This window comes from Herbiconiux solani NBRC 106740, from assembly GCF_001571005.1.
Classification (GTDB): Bacteria; Actinomycetota; Actinomycetes; order Actinomycetales; family Microbacteriaceae; genus Herbiconiux; species Herbiconiux solani.
Genome location: NZ_BCST01000006.1, coordinates 77,208 through 97,263, shown reverse-complemented (window position 1 = coordinate 97,263; position 20,056 = coordinate 77,208). Strand labels below are relative to the sequence as shown.

The following is a 20,056-nucleotide window of genomic DNA, read 5'->3' as shown; positions in this document are numbered from 1 at the left end:
TTCATGGACGGACTGCACCCGAAGACCGCCTTCACCGCGACCCCGGCGGGCTGGTACGACGACGAGACAGGCAATGACCGATGGTGGGACGGGAGCGCGTGGACCGCGTTCCTGGCCCATGACTCGGGATTCCGGAGCGTGCTCCTGGAACTCCGGGCCGAGGACGCACCCCCGGTGGTGACGACCGTGCGCGCTTCGGCGGCGGTACCACTGGAGGTGGTCGTGGAGGGACGGCACTACCGTTACGCCACCACCTCGATCCAGCCGATCGAGAACGGGCCGCGCCGGCACGTGTACCGCGCCGAGACGGCCGCGTAGGCGGCAGGGCGGCCTCAGGCCCCCGGAGCCGCCAGTTCCCTGAGCTCGGCGAGCGTTGCACCGATCGAATCGGGGAGGTCGGCTTCGGCGTCGTCCTCCACGTCGAGCCAGCGCTCGAAGCCCACCGAGAACGCGCCGACGGCGATGTCGGCGACGAGCCGGGCCGTCGGGGCGGCGACCCCGCGCTCCTGGAGCGCCGTCGACGCGGCCCCGCTCAACGTCGAGAGCTTGAGCAGCTCGCGCTCGAGCAGGCTCGGGTGGCGGGTGATCGCCGACATCCGCAGCCGGGCGTGCTCGCGCGAGACGCCGAGCTGCCGCCCGCCCTCGATGAGGGCCGCGCCGAGCACCTCGAGCGGGGAGCCGCCGGGCGGGGCCTCCGTGATCGAGGCGACCACCGCATCCTGCAGCGCGCCCGAGTTGAGGAAGAGCACTTCGCGCTTGTCGGTGAAGTGCCGGAAGAAGGTGCGCTCGGTGACGCCGGCGCGCTCGGCGATGTCGAGCACCGTCGTCTCCTCGAAGCCGCGCTCGAGGTAGAGCTCGAGGGCGGCCTTGGCCAGGCGGCCGCGCGCATCCGGTTCCCAACGTGCCATGGAGGCAGTCTACCGAGGTCTCGCAGGTGATGACAGTGACCGACATCGGCGCTACAGTCATGTCAGTCGCTGACATCCCGTCTCCGGCGTGCTGCTCGGTTCGTCGCCGGGCGAGAAGGAGAGATCATGCGTGCATTCGTCACCGGCGCCTCGGGCTTCATCGGCTCAGCGGTCACCGCCGAGCTCGTCGCCGCCGGGCACGAAGTCGTCGGGCTGGCGCGCTCGGAGGCCTCGGCCGACGCCCTGACCCGGCTGGGCGCGGTCCCGCTGCGCGGCGAGCTCGACGACGCCGCGGTGCTGCGCGCCGGGGCCGAGTCGTCCGACGGCGTGGTGCACCTCGGTTTCAAGCACGACTACAGCGACTTCGAGGCCTCGGGCCGCACCGAGCGGGCGGCCGTCGAGACGATGGGCGAGGCGCTGGCCGAGTCGGGGCGGCCCTTCCTGTTCGCCTCGGGGCTCGCGCTGATCGGGCCCGGGCGCGTGGTGACCGAGAACGACGAGTCGCCGCACTCGGGTCCGGACGCCCCGCGGGGCGGCGCCGAGCAGCTCGCCGCCGAGTACTCGGCGCGGGGCGTGCGCACGGTCGCACTCCGCTTCGCGCCGAGCGTGCACGGCGAGGGCGACCACGGGTTCGTGGCGATCCTCGCGGGCATCGCGCGCGAGCACGGGTTCGCCGGCTACGTGGGCGACGGCGAGAACCGCTGGCCGGCCGTGAACCGGGCGGATGCGGCGGTACTGGTGCGTCTCGCCCTCGAGAACGAGGCGGCGGGCAGCGCGATGCACGCGGTCGACGAGCAGGGCATCCCGACGCGCGAGATCGCCGAGGCGCTCGGCCGTGCACTCGGCGTGCCGACGCGATCCGTCGCGCCGGAGGAGGCGGCGGCGCACTTCGGCTTCCTCGCCCGCTTCTACGGCGTCGACGTCCCCGCCTCGAGCGCGCTCACGCGCAAACGCCTCGGGTGGGTGCCCACCCACCAGGGTCTCCTCGCCGACATCGAGGCCGGCTACTACGCGGTCTGAACGCGCCGCGGCGCCGCACCTCGGCGCCCGGGGTTCTTACTCCGAGTCGTCGTCGACGGTCAGCGCCTCGATCAGGTAGTCGATCGCGGTGACGAGGTTGTGCAGCGCCTGGCGCTCCACGGTGTCCTCAGGCAGCTTCTGGATGTCGTAGCTCGCCGCGCTGGCGGCCTTCCGCGCTTCGGAGAGTGCTGCCTGGACTTCGAGGTCGGCCATGATTCCACCTTCGTCTCATGCGGATGCCCGCGTCGGGATGCTCCTCCGCACCTCACCGGGTCTCCGGCCGAGCGGATGCCCTCAGGCTAGTCAGCCTGCACCCGCGGGGTCCAGACCCCGTTGCGCCGAGTCACCGCTACTTCACCGCGACATCGAGCCTCCCGGCGGGTGCTGGCCTGCGGGGCTCGGACGCGGAAGACTGGGTGGGATGAGCGACTCCCCCGACTCCCCGGCTTCTCCCGACTCCCCGGACTCCCCCCACCTCGACGCCACCGGTGGCCTCGCCTCGCGGCTGGGCCTCGGGCTCGCGGCCATCGGCCGCCCCGCCTACATCACGGCCGGACGCGACGACGACCTGGGCGACAGCGCAGGCCGCACGGTCGAGGCGATGCGCGAGCGGGCCCATGCGCTCCTCGACGGAGCGTGGTGGCTGGGCATCCGCTACTTCGACGCGGCGCGCTCGTACGGGCTGGCCGAGCAGTTCCTCGGGTCGTGGCTCGCGGCGCATCCGGGCCGTCGCGACGAGCTCACGATCGGCTCGAAGTGGGGGTACGAGTACGTCGGCGACTGGCAGATGGATGCTCCGGTGCACGAACGCAAGGAGCACAGCCTCGCCCAGCTCGAGCGCCAGTGGCCCGAGACGCTGGAGGCTCTCGGCGGGGCGCCCGATGTCTACCTGATCCATTCGCTCACCGTCGACAGCCCGGCGCTCGGCGACCGGGCGCTGCTCGACCGGCTGCGGGGGCTCGCCGCCGAGGGCGTGCGCGTGGGCTTCTCGACAAGCGGGCCCGAGCAGGCCGCCGTGATCGACGCGGCGCTCGCCCTCCCCGACTCGCCCTTCAGCGCGGTGCAGTCCACCTGGAACCTGCTCGAGCCCTCGGTCGGCCCGGCACTCGAGCGCGCGAACGAGGCGCGGTGGCTCGTGGTGGTGAAGGAGGTGCTGGCCAACGGACGCCTCACCCCGCGTGCCGCACCGGCGGCGGCCGCGGCTCTCGCCGAGGCCGACGGGCAGCCGCTCGTGGGGCTCGCGATCGGGGCGGCGGTCGCGCATCCGTGGGCCGACATCGTGCTGAGCGGAGCGGTCACCCGCCGCCAGCTTCGCGAGGCCACCGAATCCCGCGTGCCCGCCCTCCCCGAGGAGCGCCTGGCCCCCTTGGCCGAGCCCCCCGCCACGTACTGGGCCACCCGCACGTCCCTCCCCTGGACCTGACCCCGCCCGCGCACCCTCCCCCATTCCGCCGAGAAGTCACTTTTACGTCCAAAATGCGGGGTTTGGACGTGAAAGTGACTTTTCGGCGAGGTGGGGGTGGGGTGGGGAGCGCGGGGTGAGTGCGCGCGAGGGGGGCGGGGGCTAGGACGCGCCGCCGCGCGGGAGGGGCTGCACCCCGAAGGCCCGCGCGAGCTTGTCGATCTTCTCGGCCCGGCCGAGCCGCGGCAGGTCGCTGCCGTCGCGGATGACCCGGCCACGCGCCTCGAAGTCGTCGAGGAAGTCGCGCGCCCACGTCACATCCGACTGCGTGGGGCTGATGACCTCGTTGATCACGGGCAGCTGCTCCACGTCGAGGCAGAGCTTGCCGGTGAGCCCGAGCGCCACGGCCACGGCCGACTGCTCGCGAAGGATGGGGTGGCTCGACGAGACCGTCGGTCCGTCGATCGGCCCGGGCAGGTTGCCCACACGGCTGGCCACGACCAGGCGCGACCGCGGGTACGCCATCGCGATGTCCTCGGCGCTCGTGCCGGTGTCGCGCCGGTAGTCGCCGCTGCCGAACGCGAGCCGGAACGCCCCACGGGCCCGGGCGATCGACACGACCTCCTCGATGCCGAGCGCCGACTCCACCAGCACGAGCACCGGGGTGCTCCCGCCCAGGCGGTCGAAGGTCTCGGTGACGTGCGCGCCCGACTCGGTCTTGGCGAGCATGACGCCCTTGAGGCCCGGAAGGCCCTTCAGCTGGTCGACGTCGTCGCTCCAGAAGTCGCTCAGGCGGTCGTTGATGCGCACCCAGCCGCTGCCGCCACCGGCCAGCCACGAAGCGACCCCGTCGCGCGCGGTGGCCTTGTGCTTCGGGTCGACCGCGTCCTCGATGTCGAGCACGATCTGGTCGGCCCGGGAGCGGGCGGCCGAGTCGAACGCGTCCGGGTGGTTCGCCGACACGAGCAGCCACGAGCGCGCGATCTCAGCGGGAACCCCCGGACCGTGAGATCCGGGGGCGGGGTTCGACGCGGTTTCCGTGCCGCGCGGCGCGGCAGCCGAAGTGGTGGTCTCTGGGGTCTCGGTGGTCAACGTCGCCTCTCCTGCGTCTGCATCTCCCCCACGATCGCAGCGATGGCCGCGGTCGAGGGCCGCGCTTCCCGCTCGACCTCCGCGGTCTCCTCGGCATCGAGGTGATCGTCGGCGCTCATGGTCGTCTCGTCGAACGGACGCGAACCCGAGAGTACCGCAGTCAGCTGTTCGCGATCGACCTGCCGCGTCCAGGTTCCGACCAGCAGGGTGGCCACCGCATTGCCCGTGAAGTTCGTCAGCGCGCGCGCCTCGGACATGAACCGGTCGATACCGACGATCACGCCGACGCCGTCGACGAGGTCGGGCCGATGGGCCTGGAGACCGCCCGCGAGGGTGGCGAGCCCGGCCCCCGTGACCCCCGCCGCGCCCTTGGATGCGATCATCATGAACACCAGCAGCGAGATCTGCTCGCCGAGCGCCAGCGGGGTGCCCATCGCGCTGGCGATGAACAGCGAGGCCATCGTCAGGTAGATCGCGGTGCCGTCGAGGTTGAACGAGTAGCCCGTCGGGATCGTGATGCCGGCGACCGGTTTCGAGACGCCCACGTGCTCCATCTTCGCGATCAGCCGGGGCAGCACTACCTCGCTCGAGGAGGTCGAGACGATCAGCAGGTACTCCCGGCCCAGGTACTTCATCAGGCGGAAGATGTTGACCTTCGCCACCAGCCACAGCAGCGTGCCGAGCACGACCACGATGAACAGGGCGCAGGTGATGTAGAAGGCGATCATGAGCGTGCCGAGCCCGATGATCGCAGCGAACCCGGTGGCCCCGACGACCGCGGCGATCGCCCCGAAGGCGCCGATCGGCGCGACCCACATGATCATCGAGAGGATGCGGAACACCAGCGCCTGGATCTGCCGGATCGCCCCGAGGATCGGCGTGCCCTTCGCCCCCATCTTCTGCAGTGCGAAGCCGACCAGCAGCGCCACGAGCAGCACCTGCAGGATGTTGCCCGCGGTCAGCGACGACAGCAGCGACGTCGGGATGATCCCGAGCAGGAACTCGGACGTGCTCTTGGCCTCGCCCGTCCCCGCCTCGTACGTCGTGCCGCCGATGTTCAGGCCCTCGCCCGGGTGGATCAGGTTGCCGACGACCAGCCCGATGCCGAGCGCGAAGGTCGACATGATGATGAAGTACCCGAGGGCGAGGCCGCCGACCTTGCCGACGGTGGCCGCCTTCGCGACCGAGCCGACGCCGAGCACGATCGTGCAGAAGATGATCGGTGCGATCATCATCTTGATCAGGCCGACGAACGCGTCACCCAGGGGCTTGAGGTTCACCGCGAACTCGGGGGCCGCGAGGCCGACCACCGCACCCGAGAGCACCGCGACGATCACCGCGATGTAGAGGTAGTGCGAAGAGCCGATCCGGCGCTTGCGGCCGGCGTTGCCGCCGTCACGGCTGCCGGTCCCGGTTCTGCGTTCTGGGTGTGAGTGGAGCGCCATTGCTTCCTTCTTCCGTCGACGTCGTCGTGTGGTGGGAGCAACTCTCGCCCGGCACCGCCCGGCGACCGGGGTTGTGTTCATAGTGTTCGCGGCATCCAGCACCCCGCCCGCGCCCCGGCTGTCTACGCTGGGGAGGACGCCGGACGCCCGGAGCGGCCGGGGTCGTCGACGACGCGATGGAGCGGGACATGATTCGAGGGTTTCGGCGGTGGAGCATCGCGGCGAAGCTGTTCGCCCTGCAGTTCATCGTCGTCGTCGCCCTGACCGCGACCGCCGTGGCCATCAGCTGGGCCGACGCCCGGGCCGACGTCGAGCGCGACGCCGCCGAGCGGAGCCTCGCCGTGGCCGAGACCCTGGCCCAGGATCCGTTCGTGATCGAGTCGGTGCAGACCTCCGACCCGACGGCGGCCCTCCAGCCCTACGCGGTCTCGGTGATGGATGCGGCCGACATCGACTTCATCACCGTGATGTCGCCGGATCGAGTCCGCTACACCCACCGCGACCCGGCCGAGATCGGCCGGCGCTTCCTGGGCAACATCGACCGCGCCCTCGCCGGCCAGTCGTTCACCGAGACCTACACCGGCACCCTCGGCCCCTCGGTGCGGGCCGTCGTCCCGATCGAGGACGACGGCCGCGTGGTCGCGCTGGTCTCGGCCGGCATCACGGTCTCGAACACCCAGGTCGCCCTGGGCGGCCGGATCGGCACGGTGCTCGCCGCCGCCGGGATCGCCGTGCTGCTCGGCGGCCTCGCCTCGTGGGGCCTCAGCCGCTACCTGCGGCGGGTGACCGCGGGGCGCGGCGCCGAGGAGATGAGCAGGATGTTCGCCTACTACGAGGGCGTGCTGCACGCGATCGGCGAGGGACTCGTGCTGCAGGACACGTCGCGCGGGCTCGTGCTCTACAACGACCGCGCCGCCGAGCTGCTCGGCCTGCCGCCCGCCGGCGTCACGGCCGGCGAGGTGGTGGCGCTGTCGTCGCTCGAGGCGCCGGCCGTGGAGCCCGCCGTGCTCGAGCTGCTCGCGAGCGCCGAGGTGACGGTCGACGAGATCGTGATCACGCCGACCCACGTGCTGGTGGTCGACCGCGACCGGGTGGTCGCCCGGCGCGGCGCCCGCACCTCCGGCCCCTTCGCCGGAACGGTCACGATCGTGCGCGACCACACCGAGTTGCAGGAGCTCACCGGCGAGCTCGCGACGATGACGACGCTCTCGGATGCCCTGCGCTCTCAGGCCCACGAGTTCGCGAACCGGCTGCACACGATGATCGCCCTGATCGAGCTCGACCGGGCGGGCGAGGCGGCCGAGCTGGCGAGCTCGGAGCTGGAGCTGAGCCAGCAGCTGGCCGACCGCATCCTGACCGCCGCCGACGAGCCGGTGCTGCTGGCGCTCCTGCTCGGCAAGTCGGCACAGGCGGCCGAGCGCGGCCTGCGGCTCGACGTCGACGTGCCCGAGCACCTGCCCGGCGGAGCCGTGCCGCCGCGCGAACTGATCACGATCGTCGGCAACCTGATCGACAACGCGATGGATGCGGTGGCCGGCCTCGACCCCTCCGCCCAATGGGTGCGCGTGGGCGTCGAACCGCGCCACGACGGTGGTCTGCGGATCGCGGTCGAGGACGGGGGCACGGGGCCGGGCGGCGCAGGGCTCGACAGCTCAGGGCCGGGCGGCGCCGGTGCGTTCGAACTCGGCGCGACGACCAAACCCCTGGCGACCGGCGCAGGCTCCCCCGAGCTCGGCGGCGGGCGCGGCATCGGGCTCGCCCTCGTCCGTCAGGCGGTCGGCCGGCTCGGCGGCACGATCGCCGTCGACGGCTCCCGCTTCACGGTCGACCTGCCGGCGCGCGTGACCGATCCGCGCCCGGAGGCCGTCCGATGACCCCCACGCTCCCGCCCCTGCGGGTGCTCGTGGTCGAGGACGAGCCGCTCACCGCCGAGGCGCACGCCGCCTACGTCACCCGGCTCGACGGGTTCACGGTCGCGGGGGTCGCGCACACCGGGTCGGCCGCACTCCGCGAGCTGCGCGACGCCGCGCATCCGATCGACCTGATCCTGCTCGACGTGAACCTGCCGGACACCACGGGCATCGAGCTCTGCCGGCGCCTGCGCGCGGCCGGGATCGAGACCGACGTGATCGCCGTGACGGCGGTGCGGGATGCGGCCGTCGTGCGCTCGGCGGTCTCGCTCGGCATCGTGCAGTACCTGATCAAGCCGTTCGGCTTCGCCGCCTTCGCCGAGAAGCTGAACGCCTACCGCGACTTCCACGACCGGATCGCGGGATCGGCCGTCACCGACCAGCACGACGTCGACTCCTCCTTCGCCGCGCTCCGCCGCGAGTCGTCGACGCAGCTGCCGAAGGGCCTGACCGCCGAGACCCTCGACCAGGTGCGGAGCGCCGTGCGCCAGGCCGCACCCGCGGGCCTCTCGGCGTCCGAGCTGGGCGCGTCACTCTCGCTCTCCCGGGTCACGGCCCGCCGCTACCTCGAGCACCTCGCGGCCATCGGGGTCGCGCAGCGGGCCCAGCGCTACGGGACACCGGGGCGGCCCGAGGTGGAGTACCGCGCGACGCACGCGGGCTGAGCGGGTCGGCGCCGCCGTCGGCTGCGGAAGTTAGGATTACGCAGGCAGAACCGCACAGCCGATACCGCACCGCCCAGAACCGCACGCCCCAGAACCGAGGAGAAGACCGCCCGTGTCCGACGCCCCTCGTGTCCTGCTCGATGCGACCTCCATCCCGCCGTCGCGCGGCGGCGTCGCCCGCTTCATCGCCGGCCTCGCGGCCGGACTCGAGCAGAACGGGCGGCTCATCGACATCGTCGTGAAGGCCGACGACCTCGACTTCCTCACCGCGGCCGCTCCCGGCCACCGCTACCACGTGGCCCCGGCCCGCCTCTCCCGCCGCCCCGCCCGCCTGCTCTGGGAGCAGCGCGGCCTCCCGGCCCTCGCCCGCCGGCTCGGCTGCACGGTCATCCACTCCCCCCACTACACGTTCCCGCTGCTGACCCGCGCCCGCCGGGTCGTCACCGTGCACGACGCCACCTTCTTCAGCTCGCCCGAGGCCCACTCGCGACTGAAGGGCGAGTTCTTCCGCCGCTGGATCCGGCTCGCCGGCCATCGCGCCGATCACCTCGTCGCGGTCAGCGAGGCGACGGCCGGCGAGATCCGCCGGGTCGTGCCCGATCTCCGCCCCGACATCACCGTGGCCTACCTCGGCGTCGACACGAGCGTCTTCCACCGCCCGGATGCCGCCGCCGTCGAGACGGTGCGCGGCGAACTCGGCCTCGCTCCCGGCGAGGAGTGGATCGCCTTCCTCGGCACCATCGAGCCGCGGAAGAACGTGCCCGCCCTGATCCGCGCGGTGCGCGCGCTGCGGGCGAGCCGGCCGGATACCCCGAAGCTCGTGCTCTCCGGCTCGCGGGGCTGGGATGAAGATGCGCTGCGGCTCCTCGACGACCCTGCCACCGCATCCGACGTCGTCGAGGCCGGCTACCTGCCCCTGGAGTCGCTCGGCGCCTTCCTCGGCGGAGCCCGGGTCGTCGTCTACCCCAGCCTCGGCGAGGGCTTCGGTCTGCCCGTGCTCGAGGCGATGGCCTCCGGCGCCGCCGTGCTGACCACGAGGCGGCTGTCGATCCCTGAGGTCGGCGGCGACGCCGTGGCCTACGCGGAGCCCGACGCCCTGTCGATCGAGAAGGCCCTCGCCGTGCTCCTGTCCGACTCCGAGGAGCGCCTCGAACTGGCGGTCGCCGCTCTCGCGCGCAGCAGCCGCTTCACCTGGGCCGCGTGCGCCGAGGTCTACCAGCACGCCTACGACGGCACGAGCGGAAGCGAGGCTCCGGCCCGATGAGCGAGCACCCCTACATCGCGGTCGTGACCGTGAGCTACGCCTCCGAGGACGAGCTCGTCCCGTTCCTCGAGTCGCTGCCCGAGGCCAGCGCCACCGAGCTCGTTGTGGTCGTGGCCGACAACAAGCCCGACCAGCACTCCCGTGTCGCCGGCATCGCGGCCGAGCACGGGGCCGAGTACGTCCCGCTCCCCGACAACCCCGGCTACGGCGGCGGGATGAACGCCGCCGTGGCGACCCTGCCGGCCTCGGTCACCTGGATTCTGATCTCGAACCCCGACATCGTGCTGCACGCCGACGCGATCGACCGGATGGTGGCGGTCGGCATGTCGGCACCGGACATCGGTTCGGTCGGGCCCCGGGTGCTCACCGACGGCGTCACCTATCCCTCGGCGCGCGCGATCCCGTCGCTCCGGATCGGGATCGGCCACGCCCTGTTCTCGAAGATCTGGAAGACCAATCCGTGGACCAGGCTCTACCACGCCGGCACCGCCGGTGACACCGCCGGCGAGGTCGACGTGGGCTGGCTCTCCGGCTCGTGCCTGCTGGTGCGACGGGCGGCGTTCGAGCAGATCGGCGGCTTCGACGAGGGCTACTTCATGTACTTCGAAGACGTGGATCTCGGCTACCGGCTCGGCACGCACGGCTGGCGCAACCGCTACGCGCCGCACGCGGTCGTCGAGCACTCCGGCGGCCACTCGACCGAGGGCGAGTCCAAGCGCATGGTGGAGGCCCACCACGCGAGCGCCTACCGGTTCCTGTCGCAGAAGTACTCAGGGCCCTTGCTGCTACCCTTGCGCCTGGTACTTCGGGCGGGACTGGGCATCCGCACGCGCCTGCAGAACCGAGGTTGATCGCATGACCACCAGCATCCCCACCGCCCTCCGGAGCCGAGCCGAGGTGCTCGCGAAGCGGGTCATCCGCCGCCGCATCCTGGGCGGACACTACCGCAGCACGCGCGTGCACTACGGCGCGGGCACGGGCACCGCCGCCGCCGCCGAGCAGACCGTCCCCGTCTTCATGTGCCTCTGGAACCGCCCCACCCGCCTGATCGACATGCTCGAGGCGCTCGACGGCCAGACCGGCACCCCCGGCATCACCTTCCACATCTGGAACAACAACAAGGCCGACCACGACCACTACCTCGACGTGGTTCGGAACTTCCGCCCCCGCGGCGCGCTCCGCGAGGTGCAGCTGGTCAAGACGCCGTACAACCTCGGCTCGATGGGCCGGTTCTACCTCGCCCGCGACCACGCCCGGGCCCACGGTGCCGGCCCCGCGATCGTCGTCGACGACGACGAGAACCTGCAGTCCGACTTCGTGAGCACCGCCCTCGCGGCCTACGCGCCGGGCACCGTCTCGGCCTGGTGGGCCTTCGAGGTGGGCCGCAACTACTACGACCGCCGCCCCGCGGTGGTGGGCGGCCCGGTCGACCATGTCGGGCCGGGCGGGATGATCACCGACTCCGCCGTCTTCCTCGACGACGGCTTCTTCACCGAGCTGCCCGAGAAGTACTTCTTCGTCGACGACCTCTGGTTCACCTACTACGCCGCCCGCCGGCGGGGCATGACCCTGAAGAAGCTCGGCGTCGACATCGAGTTCGTGATGGATGAGACGAACCAGTCCTACGGGCTGGTCGACCTCAAGCTCGCCCTGTTCGAAGAGCTCTACCCCGAGCGTGCGACGATGCCGCCGCAGTTCGAGTTCCCCGAGGGGTAGCCGGCCTCAGGCGCGGTAGCCGGACTCAGGCGCGGTAGCCGGCCCCAGGCGCGGTAGCCGGCCCCAGGCGCGGCAGCCGGCCTCAGGCGCGGACGAGCCCCAGGATGCCGTTCCACGGCGTCTCGGCGTACGTCTCGTCCGGGCTGGTCAGCCGCTCGTGCGCGATCTCACCCGGGCGCGGGCGCTCGACCCGGTGCTCCAACTCGTTCCCCGCATCCGCCGCGACCCGCTCGAGCACCTCTGCCAGGCTGAGCTGCACGGCCTCCGAGACCACGAAAGTGGTGCCTGCGGCCGTCTCGCGATGGGTGGCGAGCAGAAGAAGGATGCGCACGGTGTCGTAGACCGACTGGTAGTAGCGCGTGGTCTCGGGCCCGAAGAGGGTGACGGGCAGGTCGAGGGCGATCGACTGGCGCCAGAGCTCGATCACCGAACCGCTCGAGCCCCAGATGTTGGGCAGCCGCACCGAGGAGGCCGCGAGACCGCGCACGGCGGCCGCGGCCACCTCGACCTCGGCGTCGTACTTCGTGCGGCCGAGCACGTTGACGCGCGAGGTGGCCTTGTCGCTGGAGACCAGCACGAACCGGGTCACGCCGCGCAGGGCGCTCTGCTCGAGCAGGATGCGCGTGGCGTCGACGTTGATGCGCTGCGCCAGCCGCGGGTTGGCCTCGCACGTGCCGACGTGCTTGACCGCCGCCGCGTGCACGACGACCTCCGCGGCGATCCGGTCGAAGACCTCGTCCATCTGATCACGGTCCGAGACGTCGGCGACGACGACCTGGAGGTTGGCGGACATGCCGAGCGCGGTCACCCAGTTGCTCAGGGCGGCGACGCCCCGTTCGCTGGTGTCGATCACGATCACGGGCGCCGTGCGGTCGGGGTCGGTGATCAGGGCCACGGCGAGCGCCCCGCCGATGCTGCCGGCTCCCCCTGTGACGACCACGCGCTTGCCCGAGAGCGGCGCGCGCAGCTCCTCGATGGACCCGAGGTGGCCGAACGTCTCGTCGACGAGCGGAGCCGCGAGGTCGCCGCCGAGGATAGTCATTGCCAGGTCGGGAGTGATCACGGGAGCCCATCGGGTGCAGAAGTCGATACAAGCTCACCATAGCGGTGAGGGCGGACACGGCGAAATCGCCTGCACCAGTCTACGAGGCGCAGGCTGAGAGGTTCTGCACCTCGGGAGCGAGCGTGGCTGTTCCCCCGATCAGCACGACCCGGCCGACCCCGAGGGAGGTGAGGGCCGCCAGCACCGGGCGCGGCACGCAGGTGCCGGGCACCACGAACAGCGGGGCGTCCTGCGCCCCGGCGAGGGCCGAGCCGGAGAGGGCGTCCGGGAAGCTCAGTCCGGTCGCGAGGTAGGCCGTGCTGGCGGAGCGGTAGGCGTCGAGGTTGACTGCCACGGCCCCGGCGTAGCGGTCGGCTCCGGCGAGGCGCTGCACGGGGGCGACCATCGAGAGCGAGGTCGCGACGCCGCCCGAGACCGAGTTCGGCCCGCCTGCGATCTTGACCGACGAGGGGTGGAGCGCGAGCAGGGCCGCGTTCGTGGCGCTGTCGGTGCCGTTCGCCGTGCCGTCGACCAGCAGCACCGGAGAGTCGGCGTGCCCGCCGGCGGCACCCGCGGCGAGCGCGTCGGGGAAGTTCCAGCCGGTCGAGATGTACGCCGTGGGCGCTCCGTGCGTCCCTCCGGCACCGAAGGCGTAGTCGACCAGGGCGCGCGACCCGGAGAACCGGTCGGGCCCGGCGACCCGCACGACGGAGGGCACGAGTCCGCGCAGCTGCGCCTCGACCGCGGGCGAGACCGAGGCGGTGCCGCCCACCACGACGGCTTTGGCGGGCTTCAGCCGCCCGAGCTCGCTCACGACCACGTCAGGCAGGCTGTCGGGCAGCGTGAGCAGGAGCGGGCCGCCCTGCACGGCCGCGGCGGGGCCGGCGCTGAGCGCATCCGGATAGTTCGTGCCGGTCGCCACGTAGACCACCGGCGCCCCGTCAGGGTAGCCCGACACGGAGAGGGCGACGGCGCCGCTGTAGCGGTCGGGGCCGGCCACCCGGTCGACGGTGAAGGGAGTCGTCACCGCGGTGGTCGCGGCGCTCGTCCGCGATGCCGAGGCGTAGCCCGAGCGCGAGCCGGTGATCGTGACGGTGATGGGGCGCCCGACCGTCGTCTGGTCGGGAAGGTAGGTCGAGCCCGTGGCGCCGGCGAGTGCCTGGCCACCCGCGTTCCACTGGTACGACAGCGAGACCTCTCCCGGGCCCCAGGCGCCGGGGTCGGCGGTCAGCACGCTCCCCACCCGGGGCGTGCCGGATATCGTGGGCGTTCCGGGCGTCAGCTGACCGACCGGCGCGGGCGGGTTGCTGTCGTAGCCGCCGAAGATCTGCACCCACATCCCTCCGCGGTTGCTGGCGACGTAGCCGACGCCGATCCGGGTGTAGCTGCTGTTCAGGATGTTCGCGCGGTGCCCCGGCGACGCCATCCAGTCGCTCATCACCTGGTCGGCGCTCACCTGGCCGACGGCGATGTTCTCGCCATTCGTGCGCCAGCCGGGCGGGATCTTCGAGGCGCGCCAGTCGTTGGGGCTGTGCGTGAGCGGATTCGCGAGGGTGGTCATGTAGTTCGCCCACTCCTCGGCGGCCGCCTCGATCGTCGCGTCGCGGAGGAGCGGCGGCAGGCCGTTCGCGGCACGCTGCGTGTTCACGCGGTCGAAGACCTGGTCCTCCTGCGCCGCGAGCACGACCGCCGACGGGGCGGATGCCGAAGCGGATGCGGCGGATGCGAAAGAAGAAGCCGATGCCGCCGCGGGCACCGAAGCCGCCGCGGGCAGCACACCGATCCCGGCCGGTACGAGCCCGGCCAGCAGGGCGATCGCCGCGCCGGCGCGGCCGATCAGTCGCCGGCGCCCATCACCCATTCGATCCCCATCACGAACATGAGGCCAATTGTTCCACCGAAGCGGTCAAAGAAACAGGTCCGCCGAGAAGAACGACGGTCGAGGCGCGCAGGTTCACGATGTCGGTGAGCACTCCCCGCGGCACGCAGTTCGTCGGCACGATGTAGAGCGGGGCGTCCCGCACCCCGGCCAGCACACCGCCGGCGAGGGCGTCCGGGAAGTTGTAGCCGGTGGCGATGTACACCGTCTGGCTCGAGCTGAACGCCGCGCGGTTGATCGCGACCGAGGCCTCGAACCGGTCGACGCCCGCCTGCCGGTCGACCCCGCCGGGCAGCAGCGAGGCGAGCTGCGAGCGGATGCCCTCGGTCACCGAGTTCGGCCCGCCCGCTATCGTCGCGCGCTGCACCCCGAGGGCCGAGAGCGTCGCCCGCGTCGGGTCGTCCAGGGTCGAGGCCGATCCCTGGACCAGGAGCACCGGGATGTCCGAGGAGCCCGCGGCCGCACTCGCCGACAGGGCGTCCGGGAAGTTCTGGCCCGTGGCCACGTAGGCGCGGGTGGCACTCGGGAACGCGTCGCGCACGACCAGCTGCGAGGTCTCGTACCGGCCGGATCCCGCCAGTCGGCGCACCGAGGGCACGATCGCCCGCACGGCGTCGGCGACCGACTCGCCCACGGAGTTCGCTCCGCCCACGATCACGACCTCCGAGGGCCGCAGGCGGCGGAGCTCGTCGGCCACACCGGCGGGGAGCTGGTCGCCGAGGGTGAGCAGGAGGGGGCCGCCGCGGTGCACGGCGGCGGGCGCGGCGCTCAGCGCATCCGGGTAGTTGCCGCCGGCGGCGAGGTAGACGACGGGCGCGGTGCCCGGGAAGGTCTGCCGCGAGATCTGCACGGCGACGTCGTAGCGGTCGGGGCCGGAGATGCGCTGCACCGTCGGCCGCGGCTTCAGCGAGTAGGTGCCCGACACCGTGCCGGAGCCGGAGATCGTACCCCAGCCCGCGTTGACCGTGTAGCTGTGGGTGCCCGAGGTCAGGTTCGAGGGGATGGGCACCGACCAGGCGCCGCTCGCATCCGGGGTGACCGCGTAGGGGCTGCCGTCGATCACGACGCGCACATAGGTGCGGGGGTTGACGTTCGCGACCGTGCCGCGGATGGCGTCACCGACGAAGGTCGGCGGGTTGACGACCGGGGTCGCGACGTCGACGGTCAACTCCCAGTCCGGCAGCGAGGTGGTGATGCTGGGCGTGCCGTCGGTGGTGATCATCGGGAAGAAGGCCGAGATCGCGTTCGGCTGCGACGACCGGTCGCAGTTGCCGACCCAGTCGCCCGCCGTGCCGAGGCCGAAGGCGGCCGTGCCGATCACCGCGGCGGATCCGCTGTCGCCCGAGCGCATGCAGACGTCGGTGAGGGTGAGGTTCACGTACCGGGGCTGGCTGGAGTGGTTGTAGACCGGGAAGGACTCGTTGACGACCAGGATCTGACCGCACGTCCATCCGGTGGTGCGGCCCGACTTGCAGATCGGGGCACCGACGATGCCCGGGGTGTAGTCGGTGACGCGGATGGGGTTGCCGTCGGTCAGCGCTCCCTGCCCGCCGCCCCAGGTCGAGACCGCGGGCTGCGGGTTCCAGCCGCCGGCGGTGATGACCGGCCCGACGTCGGCGCCGTTGCCGAACAGGAACAGGCTGTCGATCGGCGACCCGATGACCGCGGCGCGCGACGGCGAGGCGCCGGCCGATGACTGGCGCGACTCGTAGAAGTCGGTGCCGAAGGTGCGGTTCGGCTCGATGCAGTGACCCGAGGTGATGAACTCGTGCAGGTGGATGCCCGACTTGGTGCGGCCGTTGAAGCCCACCGAGCAGACGAAGGTGTACTCCTGCGTGGTGAACGAGAAGCCCTGGCCGCCGACCAGGTCGCCGAGCGCGTCGAGGGTGGCGCCGGAGTAGTCGGGCGTGACCGGTTCGCCGAGCTCGGCGCGGGCGCCGACCGCCTCGACGGCGGGGACGTCGTCGGGCGAGGCCACGTTCACGACGAGCTCGGTGCCCTCCAGGCGCGAGCCGAGGAGGCCCACGCCGTCCTCGGTCAGGTCGCCGACCACCGCGGCGGCGTCGACCGCGGCGGCGGCACGGGCCAGGTAGTCCTCCGTCGACTCGCCCAGGTCGCGCTGCACGGCCTCGCCGAGCTCGGCGGGCAGCTGCTCGGCGAGCGCCTGGAAGTCGGCCGCGTCGTAGCTCTTCATCGTCGCCGGCGGCGCGGACGGGTCGACCGGGGCGCCAGGGTCGGTCTGGTCTGCAGGGGCGGTCGTCGCGCCGGGGTTGGTCGGGTCCGTCGTCTCGGTCGCAGCCCCGGCCGGTGCGGTGCCCAGCGCGTTGCCCGGCACGGTCGCAGCGGCGGCAGGCGCCGCGGCTCCGGCGGCCACCAGCGCCAGCAGAACGGCGCCCGTCGTCAGGGCACGGACGTGTCGGGCGAGGTACGGAGCGCGCATGCCTCCACGCTAGGTGACGGCCGCTACGCCGACCCGGCGCGACGCGCGGGCGCGACTACGGGGTCGCGACTACGGGGTCGTCGGGGGCTTCGAGGCGACCGTCGCCGTGCGCCCGGCCTTCGCCGCCGAAGCCGCGCCGGCACCCGCAGAACCCGCGCCGGCCGTGCCGGCCGAGCCGCCGGCCTCGGCGAACGCCTGCCCGGCGGCCGCACCCGTGGCGCGCCCGGTCACGATCTCCGCGATGTCGATGCCGACCAGGTCCTTCACGATCTGCATCGACGAGGCGAGCTGGCTCGCGACGTTGCCGCTGACCTGCTCGGTGCCCTGACCGTCGCTCGAGATGATCGTCATGTTCGAGATCGCCGACAGCGGCTCGGATGCGGCGCGCACGATGGCGGGCAGCTGGCCGATCACCTGCTGCCGCAGCAGGTCGTCGGCGCGCTCCTCGAGGGCGTCGGCCTGAGCCCGGGTCGCCTCGGCCTCGGCCGCACCCTTGACGCGGATCGAGTTCGCCTCGGCCTCACCCTCGGCCCGGAGCGCCTCGGCGGCCGCGATACGGCGGTTCTTCTCGGCCACCCCCTCGGCCTCGGTCGCCTCGGCGGCCGACCGGCGCCGGTTGCGCTCGGCCAGACCCTCGGCCTCGACGGCCTCGGCGACGGCCTTGCGTCGATCGCGCTCGGCGTTCGCGGCGGCGACGGCGGCCGCGGCATCCGCCTGCGCCTTCTTCTCGAGCGAGTACGCCTCGGCGTCGGCGACCGCGCGGATCTCGGCGTCGAGCTCCTGCTTGCGGAGGCCCACCCGCTTGCCGGCGGTGATCTCCTGCTGCGCGATGACCTCCTGCTGCGAGATCGCCTCGGCGAGCGGGCGCGACGCGGCGGCCTCGGCGCGGGCCTTGTCGGTCTCCTTCTGGATCTCGGCGTTCCGCAGGTCGAGCTTCCGTTGCTGCTCGGCCACGGCCTGGTCGGCCTCGATCCGGGCCTCCTCGGAGGTGCGGCGGGCCACCGACTCGGCGACCTCGGCGACCTGCTTCACGCGGGCGGCTTCGGCACGACCGAGGTCGCGGATGTAGCCGTTGTCGTCGTCGATCTCCTTGATCTGGAGCGTGTCGATCTGAAGACCCTGAACGTCCAGCGACTCGCGCACCGCGTCGAGCACCTGGCCCTGCAGCGCCTGGCGGTTCGTGATGATCTCGGTGACCGTCAGCTGACCGACGATCGACCGCACGGATCCGGAGAGCACCTCCTCGGTGGAGGTCTCGATCTGGTCCTGCTGGTTGAGGAACCGCTGGGCGGCGGCACGCACCATCGACTCCGAGCCGCCCACCTTGACGACCGCGACCGCGTTCACCTTGATCGTGATCGCATCCTTGGTCTGAGCCGTGGCCTGCACGTTCAGCTGACGGCTGCGGAGGCTGAGCTTGAAGTACGCCTCGACGATCGGCTTGACGAACACGCGCGAGCCGAAGACCACGCGCTGGCCGGCGTTCTCGGTCTCCTCGAGCGCGGTCTGGCCGAGCGGCGGGTGCCCCTCCTTCACCGGCTTCTGCCGGGAGGTGACGATGATCGCCTCGTCGGGCTTCGCGACCTTGATTCCCCTCAGCAGCACGATCAGGACGATCAGTGCGACGAGGACCACGACCCCGACGATCACGACGGTGAGGATTGATTCGAACGAGAACAGGGGCGGCATGACGGCCTTTCCGCGAGTAGGGGTTCTGCTAGCAGTATGCCCTACACGTGTCTCCGCCCGCGCGGCAGCCCGTTACTCGGCGTCGGCGGAGGCGACCAGCGTCTCGAGGTAGGCGCCGTAGCCGCTCTTCACGAGGGGCTTGGCGAGCTTCGCGAGCTGCACGGTGTCGATCCAGCCCGCCCGCCACGCGATCTCCTCGATGCAACCGATCTTGAAGCCCTGACGGTCCTCGATCACCCGCACGTACTCCGAGGCCTGCATCATCGACTCGAAAGTCCCCGTGTCCAGCCACGCCGTGCCCCGGTCGAGCACCTGCACGTGCAGGGCCCCCTTCTCGAGGTACCGCTCGTTGACCGTCGAGATCTCCAGCTCGCCACGCGCCGAGGGCTCGATCGACTTCGCGATCTCCACCACGCTGTTGTCGTAGAAGTACAGGCCGGGAACGGCGTAGTTCGACTTCGGGTTCTCCGGCTTCTCCTCGATCGAGAGCGCCGTGAAGTCCTCGTCGAACTCGACCACACCGTACGAACGCGGGTTCGACACGTGGTACGCGAAGATCCGCGCCCCGTCCAACGCCTCGTTGTTGCGGAGGGAGGACCCGAGGCCCACACCATGGAAGATGTTGTCGCCCAGCACCAGCGCGACCGAGTCGTCGCCGATGAACTCCTCACCGATGATGAACGCCTGCGCCAGCCCGTCCGGCGAGGGCTGCACCGCGTACTCCAACCGGATCCCGAGCTCGCTGCCGTCGCCCAGCAGGGCACGGAACTGCTCGTTGTACTCCGGGGTCGTGATGATCAGGATCTCGTTGATGTCGGCCATCATCAGCGTCGACAAGGGGTAGTAGATCATCGGCTTGTCATAGATCGGCATCAACTGCTTCGAGATGCCCTTCGTGATCGGCCACAACCGGGTGCCCGACCCGCCCGCGAGGATGATGCCCTTCATCGGGCGCTCTTCCCGGCAGCAGCCTCGTTCAGCGACGCGTAGAACGCGCGCGCCTCGTCCCACGTCGGCAGCAGACCCGACGCGGCCGCCTCGGACAGCGACGGGGCATCCGTGTCCTTCGGCGACAGCAGCAGCTCACCGGCGGACTCCGGGAACACCAGACCCACCTCCTCGTCGAGCGGGTTGATGCCGTGCTCGCGGTCGGCCGCGAAGGTCGAGGTCACCAGGTACGACACCGTCGCGTCATCGGTCAACGCCACGAACGCGTGACCCAGGCCCTCGGCGATGTAGATGCCCCGACGGTCCACGTCGTCCAGCAGCACCGAGTCCCACTGCCCGAAGGTCGGCGACCCGACCCGGATGTCGATCACGAAGTCGAGCACCGCACCGTGCGTGGCGGTGACGTACTTCGCCTGCGACGGCGGGATGTCGGCGAAGTGGATGCCGCGCACGACACCCTTCTTCGACACCGACGTGTTCGCCTGCGCGAGGTCGATCGAGTGACCGATCTCGGCCTCGAGCTTGTCGAAGCGGTACCACTCGAGGAACACGCCCCGGTCGTCACCGAACTGCTTCGGCGTGATCTCGTAGCTGTCTGGGATGCTCAGTTCGCGAAATTGCACGCGCCGAGTCTAC

The 20,056-nt window shown here is 71.7% G+C and carries 18 protein-coding genes; 8 read left to right on the top strand and 10 right to left on the bottom strand.

The window, feature by feature from the left end; translation table 11 throughout:
• The first annotated feature begins 3 nt into the window (after positions 1–3).
• On the top strand, positions 4–318 hold the full coding sequence (locus HSO01S_RS12095; protein WP_066041726.1) for a DUF2510 domain-containing protein: 315 nt from the start codon (positions 4–6) through the stop codon (positions 316–318).
• A 14-nt stretch (positions 319–332) separates the two neighbouring features.
• On the opposite strand, the gene HSO01S_RS12090 is transcribed toward HSO01S_RS12095, so the two are convergent.
• The gene (locus HSO01S_RS12090; RefSeq protein WP_066041725.1) at positions 333–908 is read right to left on the bottom strand and encodes a TetR family transcriptional regulator; all 576 of its coding nucleotides are present in this window, start codon (positions 906–908) and stop codon (positions 333–335) included.
• Positions 909–1,034: 126 nt separating this feature from the next.
• On the opposite strand from HSO01S_RS12090, the gene HSO01S_RS12085 reads away from it, so the two are divergent.
• Complete coding sequence (locus HSO01S_RS12085; protein WP_066041724.1) at positions 1,035–1,928, top strand: SDR family oxidoreductase; 894 nt, start codon at positions 1,035–1,037, stop codon at positions 1,926–1,928.
• Between the two features lie 36 nt (positions 1,929–1,964).
• Here the strand turns inward: HSO01S_RS12085 and HSO01S_RS19085 are convergent, their stop codons facing one another.
• Positions 1,965–2,141 (bottom strand): hypothetical protein, encoded by a 177-nt coding sequence (locus HSO01S_RS19085; protein ID WP_169799981.1) that lies wholly within the window; start codon positions 2,139–2,141, stop codon positions 1,965–1,967.
• Between the two features lie 208 nt (positions 2,142–2,349).
• Between HSO01S_RS19085 and HSO01S_RS12080 the strand changes: the two genes are divergently transcribed.
• Positions 2,350–3,351 carry an aldo/keto reductase gene (locus HSO01S_RS12080; protein ID WP_084361615.1) on the top strand — a complete coding sequence of 334 codons (1,002 nt, stop codon included), beginning with the start codon at positions 2,350–2,352 and terminating at the stop codon, positions 3,349–3,351.
• 141 nt (positions 3,352–3,492) lie between these two features.
• On the opposite strand, the gene HSO01S_RS12075 is transcribed toward HSO01S_RS12080, so the two are convergent.
• Both HSO01S_RS12075 and HSO01S_RS12070 read right to left on the bottom strand, forming a co-directional pair.
• A complete protein-coding gene (locus tag HSO01S_RS12075) occupies positions 3,493–4,314 on the bottom strand; it encodes an HpcH/HpaI aldolase/citrate lyase family protein (protein ID WP_066042206.1) in 822 nt (273 codons plus the stop codon).
• 104 nt (positions 4,315–4,418) lie between these two features.
• On the bottom strand, positions 4,419–5,867 hold the full coding sequence (locus HSO01S_RS12070; RefSeq protein ID WP_066041722.1) for a cation:dicarboxylate symporter family transporter: 1,449 nt from the start codon (positions 5,865–5,867) through the stop codon (positions 4,419–4,421).
• 188 nt (positions 5,868–6,055) lie between these two features.
• Between HSO01S_RS12070 and HSO01S_RS12065 the strand changes: the two genes are divergently transcribed.
• From HSO01S_RS12065 to HSO01S_RS12045, 5 genes are all read left to right on the top strand, one after another.
• A complete protein-coding gene (locus tag HSO01S_RS12065; RefSeq protein WP_066041721.1) occupies positions 6,056–7,741 on the top strand; it encodes a sensor histidine kinase in 1,686 nt (561 codons plus the stop codon).
• Positions 7,738–8,442 (top strand): response regulator, encoded by a 705-nt coding sequence (locus tag HSO01S_RS12060; RefSeq protein WP_066041719.1) that lies wholly within the window; start codon positions 7,738–7,740, stop codon positions 8,440–8,442. The genes HSO01S_RS12065 and HSO01S_RS12060 overlap by 4 nt, the downstream gene beginning before the upstream one ends.
• A gap of 112 nt (positions 8,443–8,554) precedes the next feature.
• Positions 8,555–9,706, top strand: coding sequence for a glycosyltransferase family 4 protein (locus HSO01S_RS12055; RefSeq protein ID WP_066041718.1), 1,152 nt, complete (start codon positions 8,555–8,557; stop codon positions 9,704–9,706).
• Positions 9,703–10,557 (top strand): glycosyltransferase family 2 protein, encoded by an 855-nt coding sequence (locus tag HSO01S_RS12050; RefSeq protein WP_066041717.1) that lies wholly within the window; start codon positions 9,703–9,705, stop codon positions 10,555–10,557. The genes HSO01S_RS12055 and HSO01S_RS12050 overlap by 4 nt, the downstream gene beginning before the upstream one ends.
• 4 nt (positions 10,558–10,561) lie before the next feature.
• On the top strand, positions 10,562–11,422 hold the full coding sequence (locus HSO01S_RS12045) for a hypothetical protein (RefSeq protein ID WP_066041714.1): 861 nt from the start codon (positions 10,562–10,564) through the stop codon (positions 11,420–11,422).
• Between the two features lie 82 nt (positions 11,423–11,504).
• Here the strand turns inward: HSO01S_RS12045 and HSO01S_RS12040 are convergent, their stop codons facing one another.
• From HSO01S_RS12040 to HSO01S_RS12015, 6 genes are all read right to left on the bottom strand, one after another.
• Positions 11,505–12,464, bottom strand: coding sequence for an SDR family NAD(P)-dependent oxidoreductase (locus HSO01S_RS12040; RefSeq protein ID WP_066041712.1), 960 nt, complete (start codon positions 12,462–12,464; stop codon positions 11,505–11,507).
• A gap of 100 nt (positions 12,465–12,564) precedes the next feature.
• Positions 12,565–14,325, bottom strand: a complete 1,761-nt coding sequence (locus tag HSO01S_RS12035; RefSeq protein ID WP_066041711.1) for a cell wall-binding repeat-containing protein — start codon at positions 14,323–14,325, stop codon at positions 12,565–12,567.
• Positions 14,326–14,335: 10 nt separating this feature from the next.
• Positions 14,336–16,783 (bottom strand): cell wall-binding repeat-containing protein, encoded by a 2,448-nt coding sequence (locus HSO01S_RS12030; RefSeq protein WP_066041710.1) that lies wholly within the window; start codon positions 16,781–16,783, stop codon positions 14,336–14,338.
• A 69-nt stretch (positions 16,784–16,852) separates the two neighbouring features.
• Complete coding sequence (locus tag HSO01S_RS12025; RefSeq protein WP_066041709.1) at positions 16,853–18,472, bottom strand: SPFH domain-containing protein; 1,620 nt, start codon at positions 18,470–18,472, stop codon at positions 16,853–16,855.
• Between the two features lie 72 nt (positions 18,473–18,544).
• On the bottom strand, positions 18,545–19,420 hold the full coding sequence (rfbA, locus tag HSO01S_RS12020; protein ID WP_066041707.1) for a glucose-1-phosphate thymidylyltransferase RfbA: 876 nt from the start codon (positions 19,418–19,420) through the stop codon (positions 18,545–18,547).
• Positions 19,417–20,043 (bottom strand): dTDP-4-dehydrorhamnose 3,5-epimerase family protein, encoded by a 627-nt coding sequence (locus HSO01S_RS12015; RefSeq protein WP_066041705.1) that lies wholly within the window; start codon positions 20,041–20,043, stop codon positions 19,417–19,419. The genes rfbA and HSO01S_RS12015 overlap by 4 nt, the downstream gene beginning before the upstream one ends.
• Between the last annotated feature and the right edge of the window lie 13 nt (positions 20,044–20,056).

What these genes read in the sequence shown, in the direction of transcription:
- HSO01S_RS12095 (WP_066041726.1), top strand. Translation starts at nt 4, where the DNA reads ATGGACGGACTGCACCCGAAGACCGCCTTCACCGCGACCCCGGCGGGC.
- HSO01S_RS12090 (WP_066041725.1), bottom strand. Translation starts at nt 908, where the DNA reads ATGGCACGTTGGGAACCGGATGCGCGCGGCCGCCTGGCCAAGGCCGCC.
- HSO01S_RS12085 (WP_066041724.1), top strand. Translation starts at nt 1,035, where the DNA reads ATGCGTGCATTCGTCACCGGCGCCTCGGGCTTCATCGGCTCAGCGGTC.
- HSO01S_RS19085 (WP_169799981.1), bottom strand. Translation starts at nt 2,141, where the DNA reads ATGGCCGACCTCGAAGTCCAGGCAGCACTCTCCGAAGCGCGGAAGGCC.
- HSO01S_RS12080 (WP_084361615.1), top strand. Translation starts at nt 2,350, where the DNA reads ATGAGCGACTCCCCCGACTCCCCGGCTTCTCCCGACTCCCCGGACTCC.
- HSO01S_RS12070 (WP_066041722.1), bottom strand. Translation starts at nt 5,867, where the DNA reads ATGGCGCTCCACTCACACCCAGAACGCAGAACCGGGACCGGCAGCCGT.
- HSO01S_RS12065 (WP_066041721.1), top strand. Translation starts at nt 6,056, where the DNA reads ATGATTCGAGGGTTTCGGCGGTGGAGCATCGCGGCGAAGCTGTTCGCC.
- HSO01S_RS12060 (WP_066041719.1), top strand. Translation starts at nt 7,738, where the DNA reads ATGACCCCCACGCTCCCGCCCCTGCGGGTGCTCGTGGTCGAGGACGAG.
- HSO01S_RS12050 (WP_066041717.1), top strand. Translation starts at nt 9,703, where the DNA reads ATGAGCGAGCACCCCTACATCGCGGTCGTGACCGTGAGCTACGCCTCC.
- HSO01S_RS12045 (WP_066041714.1), top strand. Translation starts at nt 10,562, where the DNA reads ATGACCACCAGCATCCCCACCGCCCTCCGGAGCCGAGCCGAGGTGCTC.
- HSO01S_RS12040 (WP_066041712.1), bottom strand. Translation starts at nt 12,464, where the DNA reads ATGACTATCCTCGGCGGCGACCTCGCGGCTCCGCTCGTCGACGAGACG.
- HSO01S_RS12035 (WP_066041711.1), bottom strand. Translation starts at nt 14,325, where the DNA reads ATGGGTGATGGGCGCCGGCGACTGATCGGCCGCGCCGGCGCGGCGATC.
- HSO01S_RS12030 (WP_066041710.1), bottom strand. Translation starts at nt 16,783, where the DNA reads ATGCGCGCTCCGTACCTCGCCCGACACGTCCGTGCCCTGACGACGGGC.
- HSO01S_RS12025 (WP_066041709.1), bottom strand. Translation starts at nt 18,472, where the DNA reads ATGCCGCCCCTGTTCTCGTTCGAATCAATCCTCACCGTCGTGATCGTC.
- rfbA (WP_066041707.1), bottom strand. Translation starts at nt 19,420, where the DNA reads ATGAAGGGCATCATCCTCGCGGGCGGGTCGGGCACCCGGTTGTGGCCG.